The sequence below is a fragment of the Leisingera sp. NJS201 genome (assembly GCF_004535885.1).
Lineage (GTDB): Bacteria > Pseudomonadota > Alphaproteobacteria > Rhodobacterales > Rhodobacteraceae > Leisingera.
Genome location: NZ_CP038234.1, coordinates 3297910 through 3312193, shown reverse-complemented (window position 1 = coordinate 3312193; position 14284 = coordinate 3297910). Strand labels below are relative to the sequence as shown.

The following is a 14284-nucleotide window of genomic DNA, read 5'->3' as shown; positions in this document are numbered from 1 at the left end:
GCAGTTTCCGCAGAATTGCGGCGCTGGGCCCGGCTTGGGCGGAGCCAATTTGAGTATTTTTGTAAAGGTGAAAGCTCATGCGAGGAGCACCCCCGCGAGCATCGCGGCAAGGCCGCTGGTGGCGATGAGCCAGATTGCGGTGCGCAGATAGGGCACGCCGCTGAGGTAGGCGGGCAGGTAGAGGGCGCGGCCCCCGAGATAGGTGTATATCCCGCCGGTGATCAGGGCGCCTTGCAGGCTGGCCAGTTCCGCGACCAGCGCCAAGCTGATGAAGATCGGTGCGGTTTCCAGGAAATTGGTGAAGGCGCGCCGCGCCCGGCCCGCCAGCGCGCTGCGGGAGACGGATGTGTCGCGCGGGCCTGCGGTCCAGGCGTTGCCGACCGAGAGCTTCAGAAGGAAGCTGTCGCAGCTGACGTGGGCCAAGGCGAGGATCGAGAGGCAGACGAGGCCCCAGAGCGGGAGGGTCATATTGACATCCCTTGAATTGCTTCGAAGGCCTTGTCCATCAATCTTGCAACGACTTCGGCTTGAACTGCCTCCCCAACACGACCGGTGGCGCGTCCCAGCGCATCACCTAGTGTTGTTTTTTCTTCGGCTAGAGAAAGGCCTAGAACTGCAAGAGCTTTGGAAGACAGGACGTAGTCATAAACAAACCCAGAAGTTGGATCGCTGTGCAAGAAACCTTCCTTGGCCATCCACCCCAGCATCAGTTTCATATATTGCAGCTTTAGCTGTTCGCTCTGAGCTACTTCAGCAACTGGGATCTCTCGAAAGGAACGGTTCCCATCTTTCAGTGCCAGGCTCCGCCCTTTGGCGAGTTTTTCAAACTCGGGCCAGAGGTCATCCAGTTGCAAGTGTACAGCGGCAGGGAAAGACGATTGGAGTTCGTCCAAAACAACTCCGAAGAACAGTTTTGCGGACACAACGTTTGACATGAAAAAGTGCCTGTCTCTGCCGATTTCTGATCGCTTATGCAGAACCTTTTAAGTGAGTGAGGGCAAGGCGGTTCCCTTGCCCTCATTCCTCTATTTTACAAATCCATCAGCAGACGCCGCGGATCCTCGAGGGCTTCCTTGACGCGGACCAGGAAGGTCACGGCACCTTTGCCGTCGACGATGCGGTGGTCATAGCTCAGCGCCAGATACATCATCGGGCGGATTTCCACCTTGCCGTTTATCGCCATCGGGCGGTCCTGGATTTTGTGCATGCCGAGGATGCCGGACTGCGGCGGGTTCAGGATCGGCGACGACATCAGCGAGCCGTAGACGCCGCCGTTGGAGATGGTGAAGGTGCCGCCCTGCATCTCGGCCATCGACAGCTTGCCGTCGCGGGCGCGGGCGCCTTTTTCGGCAATCGCTTTCTCGATCGCGGCAAAGGACATCGCGTCAGCATCGCGGATCACCGGCACAACCAGGCCGGTCGGAGTGCCTGCGGCAACACCCATGTGTACGAAGTTTTTATAGACGATGTCGGTGCCGTCGATCTCGGCATTGACCTCGGGCACTTCTTTCAACGCATGGCAGCAGGCCTTGGTGAAGAAGGACATGAAGCCCAGTTTCACGCCGTGCTTCTTCAGGAACAGGTCTTTGTACTCGTTGCGCAGGGCCATCACCTCGGTCATGTCGACCTCGTTGTAGGTGGTGAGCATGGCTGCGGTGTTCTGGCTGTCCTTCAGGCGCTTGGCGATGGTCTGACGCAGGCGGGTCATCTTTACCCGCTCTTCGCGCGCGGCATCATCTGCGGTGACAGGGCCGCGCACCTGGGCCGGTGCCGGGGCTGCCGGAGCGGCAGGCGGTGCGGTCTTGGCGGCGGCCACGGCAGCAGCAACATCTTCCTTCATGATGCGCCCGTCACGGCCGCTGCCGCTGACTTGCGACGCATTGAGGCCTGCCTCGGCCATCGCCTTTTCCGCCGAGGGGGCGTTGGCAATATCCTTGGACGCCGACGCGGTGGCGGCAGCCGGGTTCTGGGCGGCGGCAGGTGCGGAAGGGGCCGCGGAAGACCCGGTTGCGCCGCCAGCGATCACGCCCAGCTGTGCGGCAGCCTGGACGGTGGCGCCCTCTGCGGCGATGATCTCGGTCAGCACGCCGGCAGCCGGGGCGGGCACCTCTACCGACACCTTGTCGGTTTCCAGTTCGCACAGCATTTCGTCCTGCGTGACGGTGTCGCCCACCTTTTTGAACCACGAAGACACGGTGGCCTCGGAAACTGACTCGCCAAGCGCGGGAACCATGACCGGCACCGGTGCGCTATCGCCGCCGGAGGGCGCAGCAGCAGGAGCCGGTGCTGCAGGGGCAGGGGCAGCGGCAGCACCATTGGCCTCGGACAGGGTGGCCAGCAGAGCGTCGACGCCGACAGTCTGGCCTTCACCGGCGACGATCTCGCCCAGGGTGCCTGCGGCAGGCGAGGGCACTTCGACCGTCACCTTGTCGGTCTCCAGCTCGCAGAGCATTTCATCGGCATTGACGGTGTCGCCGGGTTTCTTGAACCAGGTGGCCACGGTGGCCTCGGTCACGGATTCGCCCAGGGTGGGTACGCGGACTTCGGTTGTCATGTCTCTTTATCCTCAGATGCTCAGCGCTTCGTTCACGAGGGCTGCTTGTTGTGCTTTGTGCTGGCTGGCCAGACCGGTTGCGGGCGAGGCCGAGGTGGCGCGGCCTGTATAGACCGGCCGGGTGTGCTTGGCCTTGATGCGGGTCAGCACCCATTCGATGTTGGGTTCAATGAAGCTCCAGGCGCCCTGGTTCTTGGGCTCTTCCTGGCACCAGACCATTTCCGCCTGTTTGAAGCGTTCCAGCTCCTTCACCATGGAAATGGCCGGGAACGGATAGAACTGCTCGACCCGCATCAGATAAACATCGTCGATGCCACGGGCATCGCGTTCTTCGAGCAGGTCGTAATATACCTTGCCCGAGCACATGACGACGCGCTTGATCTTGTCATCCGCCACCAGCCGGGTGTCGGAGTTGCCGTGCTGGGCATCATCCCATAGCACCCGGTGGAAGCTGGAACCGGTGGTGAACTCTTCTGCCTTGCTGACCGCCAGCTTGTGGCGCAGCAGGGATTTCGGGGTCATCATGATCAGCGGCTTGCGGAAGGTGCGGTGCAGCTGGCGGCGCAGGATGTGGAAATAGTTTGCAGGCGTGGTGCAGTTGGCCACAATCCAGTTGTCCTGGCCGCACATCTGCAGGAAGCGTTCAAGCCGGGCGGAGGAATGCTCAGGGCCCTGGCCCTCGAACCCGTGCGGCAGCAGGCACACGAGGCCCGACATCCGCAGCCATTTGCTCTCGCCCGAGGAAATGAACTGGTCGAACATGATCTGCGCGCCGTTGGCAAAATCGCCGAACTGGGCTTCCCACAGGGTCAGCGCGTTGGGTTCCGCCAATGAGTAGCCGTATTCAAAGCCAAGCACCGCATATTCCGACAGGGCCGAGTCGATCACGTCGTATTGCGACTGGCCCGCGCGGATGTTGTTGAGCGGATAGTAACGCTCCTCGGTCTCCTGGTTGACGATGCCGGAATGGCGCTGCGAGAAGGTGCCGCGGGTGGCGTCCTGGCCCGCCAGGCGTACCGGGTAGCCCTCCAGCAGCAGCGAGCCGAATGCCAGCGCCTCGCCCGTCGCCCAGTCAAAGCCCTGGCCGGTTTCAAACATCTTGCCGCGGGCATCCAGGAAACGGCCCACGGTGCGGTGCATCGGGAAGCCGTCGGGCACCCGGCTGAGCGAGGCGCCGATCTCTGACAGGGTTTCCGGAGCGATCGCGGTGCGGCCGCGCTGGTAATCGGCGTCTTTCTTGTCCAGATGCGACCAGCGCCCGTCCAGCCAATCGGCCTTGTTGGGCTTGTAGTTCTTGCCGGTCTCAAACTCTTCGTTCAGATGCGCCTGGAAGGCGGCCTTCATGTCCTCGATCTCGCCTTCGGGGATCAGGCCATCCTTGACCAGCCGGTCGGTGTAGAGCGTCAGCGTGGTTTTGTGGCCCTTGATCTTCTTGTACATCAACGGGTTGGTGAACATCGGCTCGTCGCCTTCGTTGTGACCGAACCGGCGGTAGCAGAAGATATCGAGCACCACATCCTTGTGGAACTTCTGGCGGAATTCGGTGGCAACGCGGGCGGCATGGACCACCGCCTCCGGGTCGTCGCCGTTGACGTGGAAAATCGGCGCCTCAACCACCAGCGCATTGTCGGTGGGATAGGGGGAGGAACGTGAAAAATGCGGCGCAGTGGTGAAACCGATCTGGTTGTTCACCACGATATGCATGGTGCCGCCAGCCTTGTGGCCGCGCAGGCCCGACAGCGCAAAGCACTCCGCCACTACGCCCTGGCCGGCAAAAGCCGCGTCGCCATGCAGCAGGATCGGCAGCACCTTGCTGCGGTCCTTGTCACCCAGCTGGTCCTGCTTGGCACGGACCTTGCCGATCACCACCGGGTTCACCGCCTCAAGGTGCGAGGGGTTGGCGGTCAGGCTGAGATGCACATTGTTGCCATCGAACGCGCGGTCGGACGACGCGCCAAGGTGGTATTTCACATCGCCTGAGCCATCCACGTCTTCGGGCTTAAAGCTGCCGCCCTGGAATTCGTTGAAGATGGCGCGGTAAGGTTTCTGCATCACATTGGCCAGAACCGACAGACGGCCGCGGTGCGGCATGCCGATCACGATGTCGCACACCCCCAGCGCACCGCCGCGTTTGATGATCTGTTCCATCGCCGGAATGAGGCTCTCGCCGCCGTCCAGGCCGAACCGCTTGGTGCCGGTGTATTTGACGTGCAGGAACTTCTCGAACCCTTCGGCCTCGACCATCTTGTTGAGGATCGCCTTACGGCCTTCGCGGGTAAAGGTGATTTCCTTGTTGTAGCCCTCGATCCGCTCTTTCAGCCAGGCGGATTGCTCGGGGTCGGAGATGTGCATGTACTGCAGCGCAAAGGTGCCGCAGTAGGTGCGCTTCACGATGTCGACAATTTGCCGCATGGTGGCAACCTGCAGCCCCAGTACATTGTCGATGAAGATCGGCCGGTCCATGTCGCCGTCAGTAAAGCCGTAGGTCTTGGGGTCCAGCTCCGGGTGGGCAGAGGCGGCACGCATGCCCAGCGGATCCAGGTCCGCTGCCAGATGGCCCCGGATCCGGTAGGCACGGATCAGCATCAGCGCCCGGATCGAGTCCAGCACCGCGCGCTGCACCTGATCGTCGGTGACCTCGACGCCCTTGGCGGAGGCCTTTTCCCTGATCTTCTTGCCTGCGCCCTTGGTCTCGGCCGGGGCCGGCCATTCGCCGGTCAGCGCGCCGGTGAGGTCATCATCCAGCGCCGGCGGCCAGTCGTTGCGCGCCCAGGACGGGCCTGCAGCCTCAGCCTTTACGTCCAGTTCTGCATCGCCCATCTGGCGGAAGAACTCGGCCCAGGCGGCATCCACCGCGTTGGGGTCATTGGCGTATTGGGCATAAAGCTGTTCCAGATACTCCGCATTGTGCCCCTGCATGAAAGAGGAGGCGCGGAAGAGGTCGTTAGGGCTTTGTTCGGTCATTGGGGTGCCTCGTGCGGGTTGGGACCGTATTTGTTCTCACCTGGCTGGGATTTCTTTGAGGTAAAGAAAAGGAACAAAACGAGCGGGATCATTGCGGCTGCGAAACCTATTCCACTTTGGAGCTGCTGCAGATTGGGTAGAGCTTTCAGTGCGAACATCAGGATTGCGAAGAGTGCAAATGGCACAACAAATATTGTACTGGCTGTTATGCCTACATCGTGCAGACGCCGCGAAAGTGCAGCGAAAAACGGTATGGCGAACAATCCAGTAAAAAGACTAAAGAACCAGGGGTATTGGTGTCCGAGGTAGAAATAGACCCCAAAGTGAATTTTGAAACTGCCTTCGGGCTGATCCGTAGTCAGATTCAATCCAACGAACTGGACAAGTGCCAAAACCAAAACAAAAAACCAAAACTCGCTTCGGGCTGCGCGCCCGCCGAATTGTGCATAATTGCCCATGCAAGTTTTGACTGAGGCCCAAAAGCCCATTGCTGCACCATACCTTTTCTTGTGAGTTTGCCGCGCTCGCTCAAAACAAAGCTAGCGCGGCAAATCCAGTTTCTTTGACTTACTTGCCGATCGCTTTCAGCACCGCTTCACCCAGGCCGGCCGGGCTTTCGGCGACCACGATGCCTGCGGATTTCATTGCTTCGATCTTGTCCTCGGCGCCGCCCTTGCCGCCGGCGACAATTGCGCCCGCGTGGCCCATACGGCGGCCCGGAGGGGCGGTGCGGCCGGCAATGAAGCCTGCAACCGGCTTGGAGCGGCCTTTCTTGGCCTCATCGGCCAGGAACTGCGCGGCTTCTTCCTCGGCGGAGCCGCCGATTTCGCCGATCATGATGATGCTTTCGGTTTCGTCATCCGCCAGGAACCATTCCAGCACATCGATATGCTCGGTGCCTTTGATCGGGTCGCCGCCGATGCCCACACAGGTCGACTGGCCAAGCCCGACGTCGGTGGTCTGCTTCACCGCCTCATAGGTCAGGGTGCCGGAGCGCGACACAACACCAACCGAACCGCGGCGGTGGATATGGCCGGGCATGATACCGATCTTGCAGGCGTCCGGGGTGATCACACCGGGACAGTTGGGGCCGATCAGGCGCGACTTGGAGGTCTCCAGCGCCCGCTTCACCCGCATCATGTCCAGCACCGGAATGCCTTCGGTGATGCAGACGATGACTTCCATTTCGGCGTCGATCGCCTCGAGGATGGAATCCGCGGCAAAGGGCGGCGGCACGTAGATCACCGAGGCATTGGCTTCGGTCACATGCTTGGCTTCATGCACGGAATTGAAGACCGGCAGGTTCAGATGCGTCTGGCCGCCTTTGCCGGGGGTGACGCCGCCGACCATTTTGGTGCCATAGGCGATGGCCTGTTCAGAGTGGAAAGTACCCTGCGAGCCGGTGAAGCCCTGACAGATAACTTTGGTGTTTTCGTCGATGAGGACTGCCATGATGTCGGTTCCTTCAAGCGGTATGTGTCTGTTGGTTCTGCGGTGTGGCCAAGGATCGGCCGTCGAAGCGGATTTTTTCGAGGGTGGCCCGCCCCAGGACCACACTGGGAAATACTCTGAAACCGCCACGGAATTCATAGATCCCGCGCCGGAGTTTCTGGCGGATCAGCGGCCAGCCCTTGGGCCGGTGGCGCGCCGGGCCGATGGCATGTTCGCCGGGGGCCTCGTTGCCCTGTTCGGCCAAGGCCGGCTGGACCTGATAGACTTTGACGGCGCGCGCAGGCTTGGAGGCGTCGAAGTTGAACAGCAGGTTGTCCAGGGTGATCTCAAACGGGCGGCTGTCCAGAAGGTGCTGCGCCGCCTGGCGGGAGACCGCATAGGCTGCACCACCTGCATGGCGCGACAGCATCTGGCGCACCTCGCGGCCCATGTAGGTAAAGCCATCCTTGCCAAGCGCCACCTGCAGCTTTTTGGCCCGCCAGCGTTCGAATTTGACGATACCGGCATCCTGCGGCCACCACGACAGATCATTCAGCCAGGCGCCGGTGTCGGGCGACAGGAAAACATCGTCCTCCAGGATCAGCGCCACATCGGCGTCTGACGCCAGAAACGCCTCCCAGGCCTTGGCATGGCTGAGAGTGCAGGCCATGTCCTTGGTCTGGAAATAACCCCAGTTACCCTCAGGGGCGCACTGCTGCAGCATTTCCTCGCGGCTGACCTGTGTGCTGTCTACCGCATCGATGCGCGCAGCCGTGAGCCCGCACTGATCCAGCTCTTGCTGCATCAGTGCGGCCCGGCCTGTGGCCTGTTGTAAGCCTATGAGGTAGACGGCGGCTTTCACGAGGCTTGGCTTTGCACAGTGGGGGAAACAGCCATTGGAACAGCTTGCTGCTGCCCAATGTTCGGGTTGTTTCCGCCAGTTGGTCGTTGCATTTGAAAGGCTCCTAGAGTGACATGATCCGAGGGGTGCAAAATTTCGCTACCTAGCCTCAGTGATGTTTATCGAGGTGGTCCAGGCGACTCTGGAGCCGGACAGAAACTGGGATACCTTGAATTGCCTGCTGCCGTTGCTCCACGTTCCACCGCCAATCTCGCGAAAACCTGCGTTTACAAGAGTGCTGCGCAAAGCGGCAGTCACGTTTCCAGGGCTTTCATTGCTTGTGATTTTGACGGAGCAATAGTTCTCGGACCGCCGCGGATTTGCTCGCAGTTCCAAGCCCGATGACCGGTGTGAGCCGTTTAGAGCCGCAACGGTGGAAACTGGGAATTTCCGATGAAATTTGCGCCGGGACTCTGAGGCGCGTTGCAGCTTGTATCCCTGCTGCGCCAGCTTTTCAGCAGTTCCGAAAGCTCCGGAAACGGATTGCACACAGGTTTGCACCAGTAATGGCACTTCTCCTGCCGGGCTAACCGATGGGGAAGAAAACGCAACGGTTTGGCCCTGTGCTGCTGGTGCAGTTGCACTTGCCGAGGAAACTGAGTCACTGAGATCTGTTGGGCTCGCTGTGGAGTTCAACCCCTTGGGGTCGCCACTGGCGTGGGAAGCAGGGACAAAGGTGTCAGTTGCGGGGTCGTACCTACCTCCTGCATCCTGAACAGCGCTGGGCTGTTCATAACTGAAGCTGTCTGCTGACGACGGGACCTGCTGAATGGTTCCAGCGGAGTAACCGCTGGAACAGGCCGCGCCCATCAGCGCAAGGCAAGCTGCTGGAAGGAAGCCAAACCGCATGGTGCTCAGCCCTTCACCGCTTTCACGATCTTCTCGGCGCCGTCTTTCAGGTTGTCGGCGGCGATCACGTCAAGGCCGGAGGTGTTGATGATCTCCTTGCCTTTCTCGACGTTGGTGCCTTCCAGGCGGACCACCAGCGGCACCTTCAGGCCGACTTCCTTCACTGCGGCAACCACGCCTTCGGCGATGACATCGCAGCGCATGATGCCGCCGAAGATGTTGACCAGGATGCCTTTGACCTGCGGGTCCGAGGTGATGATCTTGAACGCTTCAGTGACCTTCTCCTTGGTGGCGCCGCCGCCCACGTCGAGGAAGTTGGCAGGCTCAGCCCCGTACAGTTTGATGATGTCCATGGTGGCCATCGCCAGGCCGGCGCCGTTCACCATGCAGCCGATCTCGCCATCCAGCGCGATGTAGTTCAGATCGTATTTCGAGGCTTCCAGCTCTTTCGGGTCTTCCTCGGTGGTGTCGCGCAGCTCGGCCACGTCGGCGTGGCGGTAGACCGCGTTGCCGTCAAAGCCGACCTTGGCGTCCAGCACCTTGAGGCTGCCGTCGTCCGCCACGATCAGCGGGTTGATCTCCAGCATCTCCATGTCTTTCTCGACGAAGGCTTTGTAGAGCTGGCCCATCAGCTTGACGCATTGCTTGACCTGCGCGCCTTCAAGACCGAGCGAGAAGGCGATGCGGCGGCCGTGGTAGGCTTGGTAGCCGGTGGCCGGATCGACGGAGAAGGACAGGATCTTTTCCGGGGTGGCGGCGGCCACTTCTTCGATATCCATGCCGCCCTCGGTGGAGCAGACAAAGGAAATGCGCGAAGTCTGGCGGTCTACCAGCAACGCCAGGTACAGTTCGGTCTGGATGCCGGAGCCGGCCTCAATATAGATGCGGTTCACCTGCTTGCCCGCCGGGCCGGTCTGATGGGTGACCAGGGTGCGGCCCAGCATCTTCTTGGCTTCCTCGGCGGCTTCCTCAACCGACTTGGTCAGGCGCACGCCGCCCTTTTCGCCGGCGTCGGCCTCCTTGAAAGAGCCCTTGCCGCGGCCGCCTGCGTGGATCTGCGCCTTCACTACCCAGAGCGGGCCGTCAAGTTCACCTGCGGCGGTTTTGGCGTCTTCGGCTTTCAGCACCACTTTGCCGTCTGACACCGGAGCACCGTAGCTGCGAAGGAGGGCTTTGGCCTGATATTCGTGGATGTTCATCTGAAACTGTCCCGTCTGGCTGCAATTGTCTGGCTTCAATAGGCCGTCTTAAAGCCAACTGTTAAAGGCTTTTTTGACAGGGTGCGGGGAAATGATGAAGATTTTCGAGTTTTGTGATCACGGTTTTTGGGGGTGTGATCACAAATTATCGGAAGCTTAACGGCGGTGATTCGAAGCCGGCCGCCATGCGCCGCCACCGCCGCATCGTAGGCCAAAAGCGTCAGTCGCCGGTCCGGTTGTGCCGAAGCAAAAGAAAAGGGCCCGCCAAAGCGGACCCTCTGATCTGTGTAAGGCTAAAAGGCTCAGGCCAGCGAACCGTCGATGCCTTTGCAAGCCTCGACCAGGCCCTTTACCGCATTGACCGAGTTGTCGAACATGACTTGCTCTTCCTCGTTCAACTGGATGTTCACGACCTTTTCGATGCCGCCGGCGCCGATCACGGTGGGCACGCCCACATACATGCCTTTTACGCCCAGCTCGCCGTCGCAATAGGCCGCGCAGGGCAGCACGCGCTTCTGGTCTTTCAGGAAAGCTTCGGCCATTTCGATGGCGCTTGTGGCCGGCGCATAAAAGGCAGAACCGGTTTTCAAGAGGCCGACGATTTCTGCGCCGCCGTCACGGGTGCGCTGCAGGATCGCGTCCAGACGTTCCTGGGTGGTCCAGCCCATCTTGACCAGATCGGGCAGCGGGATGCCGGCCACGGTGGAATAGCGCACGGAGGGCACCATGGTGTCGCCATGGCCGCCCAGCACAAATGCAGTGACGTCTTTCATGGAGACGTTGAACTCTTCGGCCAGGAAATGGCGGAAGCGGGCGGAGTCCAGAACGCCGGCCATGCCGCAGACCTTGTTCGCGGGCAGGCCCGAAAACTGCTGCAGTGCCCAGACCATCGCGTCCAGCGGGTTGGTGATGCAGATCACAAATGCGTCCGGCGCGTGGTCGCGGATACCTTCGCCGACCGACTTCATCACCTTCAGGTTGATGCCCAGAAGGTCGTCGCGGCTCATGCCCGGCTTGCGCGGCACACCTGCGGTGACGATGCAGACGTCGGCGCCTGCGATGTCCTCGTAAGACTGGGTGCCTTTGAGGCTGGCGTCGAAGCCTTCGGAAGGACCGGATTGTGCGATGTCCAGCGCCTTGCCTTCGGGGGTGCCTTCGGCGATGTCAAAGAGCACGACGTCGCCGAGTTCCTTGAGGGCTGCGAGATGTGCAAGGGTGCCGCCGATCTGACCTGCGCCGATGAGGGCGATTTTGGGTCGTGCCATTGGGAATGTCTCCGGTCCGGTTGAAATTTCCTGATGCCTACGGCGTAACGGCCCGCCGTGCAAGGGTTCCGCGCTGCGGCAAAGGGTTCGGTATACTTATGTATGCTGCGCTGATATCGCTAAAGGGCGTGTAATTCAGGGCTTTCGGAGGCGGGCAATGGCGGCATTTGACGCTATGTTTTTCGTTTTTGCCATCCCCGCGGTCGTTTTTGCGGGCGTGTCCAAGGGCGGTTTCGGTTCCGGCGCGGCCTTTGCATCCGCGGCGATTCTGGCGCTGGTGATTGAGCCGGGCGCTGCATTGGCGCTGATGCTGCCGTTGCTGATGCTGATCGATCTGGCAGCGCTGAAGCCATATTGGGGGCGCTGGAACCTGCGCGCCTCGTTGCTGCTGATTGCCGGGGTTTACCCGGAGTGGCGCTGGGGCCTGGCTGTATGCGGCAGTGAATGACGAAGCGATGCGGGTGCTGATCGGTGCCGTTTCAGTCGGATTCGTGCTGTGGCAGCTGCGCAGCCGTTTTGGATTAAACGTGTTCGCCAGAGCGCCGCATTCATCCGGGTCAGGGGCGCTGGCCGGGGTGGCGGTGGGCTTTACCAGTTTTGTCAGCCATGCGGGCGGGCCGCCGGCTGCGGTGTACCTCCTCAGCCTGAAGTTGCGGAAGACCGAGTATCAGGCCAGCACGGTTCTGATCTTCTGGGTTATCAATCTTGCTAAGGCGGTGCCCTATGCAGGGCTTGGCCTGTTTACACGTGAAACGCTGCTTCTGGATCTGATCCTGGCGCCCTTTGCGCTGCTAGGGGCGTGGCTGGGGGTGAGGCTGCACCACAGCATTCCGGAGCGCGGGTTCTTTGTGCTGACTTATGTGCTTCTGACCGCGACCGGAGCCAAGCTTATCTGGGACGGGCTGACCTGATACCTGTGTCAGGAGCAGCCCGCCGTGTCGTTTGCGGCCACTGTAACCGCAGCCTGGAAACCTGCCTCAATACCTGCTCAGGATACTTGTTCAGGCGTCGCTGTCGGTGTCCGGCAGTGCTTCTGCGAGCACTTCGTAAGACTGGCCCGATGCCACCAGGCAGGTCATGCCGTTGGGGGTCGTGACTGTGATGGTCCAGCTGCCGGTCTTGCCAGAGGCAAAGGTTTCCATCACCATGCCCTTCTGGCCCACGCCGATGCTTTGACGGCTTTCGCCGTATTTTTCGGCCAGCCGTTTGATCACCGTATCGCGCGGGGCGCAGTTGCGGCTTTGTGCGGTGGCAGGTGCAGCTGCCAGGGTCAGTGCGGCAAAGGCTGCCGGCAGTGCGAAGATTGGCATTTTCATCTTGTTTTACCCTTTCCGGAACGGCCGGACAGAGCCGGGTGCCTGACGGCAGCCCCCGGTATCCCTGTGCGGGCCGGTGTGTAACGCAATTCGAAATGCAGGCCCCATGCCTGCGGGCATCAGGTGCGGCCTGGGGCGGCGGCAGGGGTCCTGTGCCTTGGTATCTATCAGTTTGGCAATCAGGTGCTGATAAGTGGTTAATCCTGCGAGCGCCTAAAAATCACTAAATATATCAGTGTCTTGCTGCATCCGCGGAGAAGGTTACGCTGCGCTGCGGCGGAATTGTACTTGAAAGTATACAATCGAATCTGTACCGCTTTACGCAACAAAATAACTTTGGAGAGCCTTGATGGACCCGCGCACGCGCCCGTACCGTTCGGTTTTGTACATTCCCGGCTCCAAGCCGCGTGCACTGGAGAAGGCCAGAACCCTGCCGGTGGACGCTGTGATCTTTGATCTGGAAGACGCGGTGTCGGTGGACGAAAAACCCAATGCCCGCGCGACTTTGACCCAGGCGCTGGAGACGGGCGGCTTTGGCGCCCGGATGAAGATCGTGCGGATCAACGGGCTGGATACGCCGTGGGGCGTGAAGATGCGAAAGCGGCGGCACAGATGGACTGCGACGCGATTCTGCTGCCCAAGGTGAATACACCTGCGGATCTGGATGCGCTGGCGGAAATCACCGGGGACATTCCGCTGTGGGCGATGATGGAAACCCCGCGCGGCATGCTGAATGCCGCCGCCATCGCGGCGCACCACAAGCTGCAAGGCATGGTGATGGGCACCAATGATCTGGCCAAGGAATTGCAGACCCGTTTCCGCCCCGACCGGCTGCCGATGATGGCGGGGCTGGGCCTGTGCCTGCTGGCTGCCAAGGCAGAGGGGCTGGTGATTGTCGATGGGGTCTATAACGCTTTTAAGGATGTTGAGGGGCTGGCCGGGGAATGTGCGCAGGGCCGCGACATGGGATTTGACGGCAAGACACTGATCCATCCGGCGCAGGTGGAGGTGGCTAATGCCGCCTTTGCCCCGACGGAGCGCGAGGCCGAGACTGCCCGCCGCCAGATCGCCGCTTTTGATGAGGCCCAAGCCGCAGGCCAGGGTGTTGCCGTGGTCGATGGCAGGATAGTCGAGAACCTGCATGTGGTTACGGCGCGTGAAATCCTGGCAAAAGCGGATGCAATCGCCGCGCTTTCGGCCTAGCTGTTGTCCCGGCTGACAGCATTTGGAGACTGATATGGCGTTACTGATCCTTGGCATCCTGTTGTGGTGGGGCGGCCACCTGTTCAAACGGCTGGCACCGGAGGCGCGCGCGTCCATGGGCAACGGCGGCCGCGGTGTGGTTGCACTGGTGCTGGTTGCCGGCGTGGTGCTGATGGTGCTGGGCTACCGCAGCATGGAGTTCATCCACATCTGGGCGCCGCCGTCCTTCATGGTGCATATCAACAACCTGGCTGTGCTGATCGCCATCTGGATGATGAGTCCGGCGCCAAAGAAAGGCGCGCTGCTGAACGGCATGCGCCACCCGATGCTGGCGGGCTTCAAGCTTTGGGCTGCAGCGCACCTGCTGGTCAATGGCGACCTGGCGTCGATCATCCTGTTCGGCGGTTTGCTAGCCTGGGCAGTGGCTGAGGTGATCGTGATCAACCGCTCCGAACCGGACTGGCAGCCGGGCCCCAAGGGCTCCATCGCCAAGGACGGGATGTTCTTTGCCGCTTCGATTGTTCTGATGGGGGTGATCGGCTACGTCCACGCACTGGTCGGGCCTTCGCCCTTTCCGGGATAGGGGCTTTGCAGGGTAGGAT

General features: G+C 61.0%; 11 protein-coding genes and 2 pseudogenes. 3 read left to right on the top strand and 10 right to left on the bottom strand.

Annotation, left to right across the window (positions count from 1 at the left end; all coding sequences use genetic code 11):
* Positions 1 to 75: 75 nt before the first annotated feature.
* From ETW23_RS16135 to mdh, 9 genes are all read right to left on the bottom strand, one after another.
* Positions 76 to 468, bottom strand: a complete 393-nt coding sequence (locus ETW23_RS16135; protein ID WP_134830613.1) for an MAPEG family protein — start codon at positions 466 to 468, stop codon at positions 76 to 78.
* Entirely contained in the window at positions 465 to 935 is a 471-nt protein-coding gene (locus tag ETW23_RS16130; RefSeq protein WP_134830612.1) for a hypothetical protein, read from the bottom strand. Before ETW23_RS16130 ends, ETW23_RS16135 begins: the two co-directional genes overlap by 4 nt.
* Before the next feature lie 95 nt (positions 936 to 1030).
* Positions 1031 to 2554: a 2-oxoglutarate dehydrogenase complex dihydrolipoyllysine-residue succinyltransferase gene (gene odhB, locus ETW23_RS16125; protein WP_134830611.1), complete on the bottom strand. Its 1524-nt coding sequence runs from the start codon at positions 2552 to 2554 to the stop codon at positions 1031 to 1033.
* 12 nt (positions 2555 to 2566) lie between these two features.
* Entirely contained in the window at positions 2567 to 5518 is a 2952-nt protein-coding gene (locus tag ETW23_RS16120; protein WP_134830610.1) for a 2-oxoglutarate dehydrogenase E1 component, read from the bottom strand.
* On the bottom strand, positions 5515 to 6006 hold the full coding sequence (locus ETW23_RS16115; protein ID WP_129369872.1) for a DUF805 domain-containing protein: 492 nt from the start codon (positions 6004 to 6006) through the stop codon (positions 5515 to 5517). Before ETW23_RS16115 ends, ETW23_RS16120 begins: the two co-directional genes overlap by 4 nt.
* 79 nt (positions 6007 to 6085) lie before the next feature.
* The gene (gene sucD / locus ETW23_RS16110) at positions 6086 to 6970 is read right to left on the bottom strand and encodes a succinate--CoA ligase subunit alpha (RefSeq protein ID WP_134830609.1); all 885 of its coding nucleotides are present in this window, start codon (positions 6968 to 6970) and stop codon (positions 6086 to 6088) included.
* A 13-nt stretch (positions 6971 to 6983) separates the two neighbouring features.
* Positions 6984 to 7754, bottom strand: a complete 771-nt coding sequence (locus tag ETW23_RS16105; RefSeq protein WP_247676705.1) for a glycosyltransferase family 25 protein — start codon at positions 7752 to 7754, stop codon at positions 6984 to 6986.
* A 950-nt stretch (positions 7755 to 8704) separates the two neighbouring features.
* On the bottom strand, positions 8705 to 9898 hold the full coding sequence (gene sucC, locus ETW23_RS16100; RefSeq protein ID WP_129369876.1) for an ADP-forming succinate--CoA ligase subunit beta: 1194 nt from the start codon (positions 9896 to 9898) through the stop codon (positions 8705 to 8707).
* A gap of 302 nt (positions 9899 to 10200) precedes the next feature.
* Positions 10201 to 11163, bottom strand: a complete 963-nt coding sequence (gene mdh / locus ETW23_RS16095) for a malate dehydrogenase (RefSeq protein ID WP_129369877.1) — start codon at positions 11161 to 11163, stop codon at positions 10201 to 10203.
* Between the two features lie 157 nt (positions 11164 to 11320).
* On the opposite strand from mdh, the pseudogene ETW23_RS16090 reads away from it, so the two are divergent.
* A pseudogene (locus tag ETW23_RS16090) lies at positions 11321 to 12074 on the top strand (sulfite exporter TauE/SafE family protein).
* Between the two features lie 90 nt (positions 12075 to 12164).
* Here the strand turns inward: ETW23_RS16090 and ETW23_RS16085 are convergent.
* A complete protein-coding gene (locus tag ETW23_RS16085; RefSeq protein WP_134830607.1) occupies positions 12165 to 12479 on the bottom strand; it encodes a hypothetical protein in 315 nt (104 codons plus the stop codon).
* A 349-nt stretch (positions 12480 to 12828) separates the two neighbouring features.
* Between ETW23_RS16085 and ETW23_RS16080 the strand changes: the two are divergent.
* Positions 12829 to 13682, top strand: a pseudogene (locus ETW23_RS16080) (CoA ester lyase).
* 34 nt (positions 13683 to 13716) lie between these two features.
* Positions 13717 to 14265 carry an NnrU family protein gene (locus ETW23_RS16075; protein WP_129369881.1) on the top strand — a complete coding sequence of 183 codons (549 nt, stop codon included), beginning with the start codon at positions 13717 to 13719 and terminating at the stop codon, positions 14263 to 14265.
* Positions 14266 to 14284 lie beyond the last annotated feature (19 nt).

What these genes read in the sequence shown, in the direction of transcription:
- ETW23_RS16135 (WP_134830613.1), bottom strand. Translation starts at nt 468, where the DNA reads ATGACCCTCCCGCTCTGGGGCCTCGTCTGCCTCTCGATCCTCGCCTTG.
- ETW23_RS16130 (WP_134830612.1), bottom strand. Translation starts at nt 935, where the DNA reads ATGTCAAACGTTGTGTCCGCAAAACTGTTCTTCGGAGTTGTTTTGGAC.
- odhB (WP_134830611.1), bottom strand. Translation starts at nt 2,554, where the DNA reads ATGACAACCGAAGTCCGCGTACCCACCCTGGGCGAATCCGTGACCGAG.
- ETW23_RS16120 (WP_134830610.1), bottom strand. Translation starts at nt 5,518, where the DNA reads ATGACCGAACAAAGCCCTAACGACCTCTTCCGCGCCTCCTCTTTCATG.
- ETW23_RS16115 (WP_129369872.1), bottom strand. Translation starts at nt 6,006, where the DNA reads ATGGGCTTTTGGGCCTCAGTCAAAACTTGCATGGGCAATTATGCACAA.
- sucD (WP_134830609.1), bottom strand. Translation starts at nt 6,970, where the DNA reads ATGGCAGTCCTCATCGACGAAAACACCAAAGTTATCTGTCAGGGCTTC.
- ETW23_RS16105 (WP_247676705.1), bottom strand. Translation starts at nt 7,754, where the DNA reads ATGCAGCAAGAGCTGGATCAGTGCGGGCTCACGGCTGCGCGCATCGAT.
- sucC (WP_129369876.1), bottom strand. Translation starts at nt 9,898, where the DNA reads ATGAACATCCACGAATATCAGGCCAAAGCCCTCCTTCGCAGCTACGGT.
- mdh (WP_129369877.1), bottom strand. Translation starts at nt 11,163, where the DNA reads ATGGCACGACCCAAAATCGCCCTCATCGGCGCAGGTCAGATCGGCGGC.
- ETW23_RS16085 (WP_134830607.1), bottom strand. Translation starts at nt 12,479, where the DNA reads ATGAAAATGCCAATCTTCGCACTGCCGGCAGCCTTTGCCGCACTGACC.
- ETW23_RS16075 (WP_129369881.1), top strand. Translation starts at nt 13,717, where the DNA reads ATGGCGTTACTGATCCTTGGCATCCTGTTGTGGTGGGGCGGCCACCTG.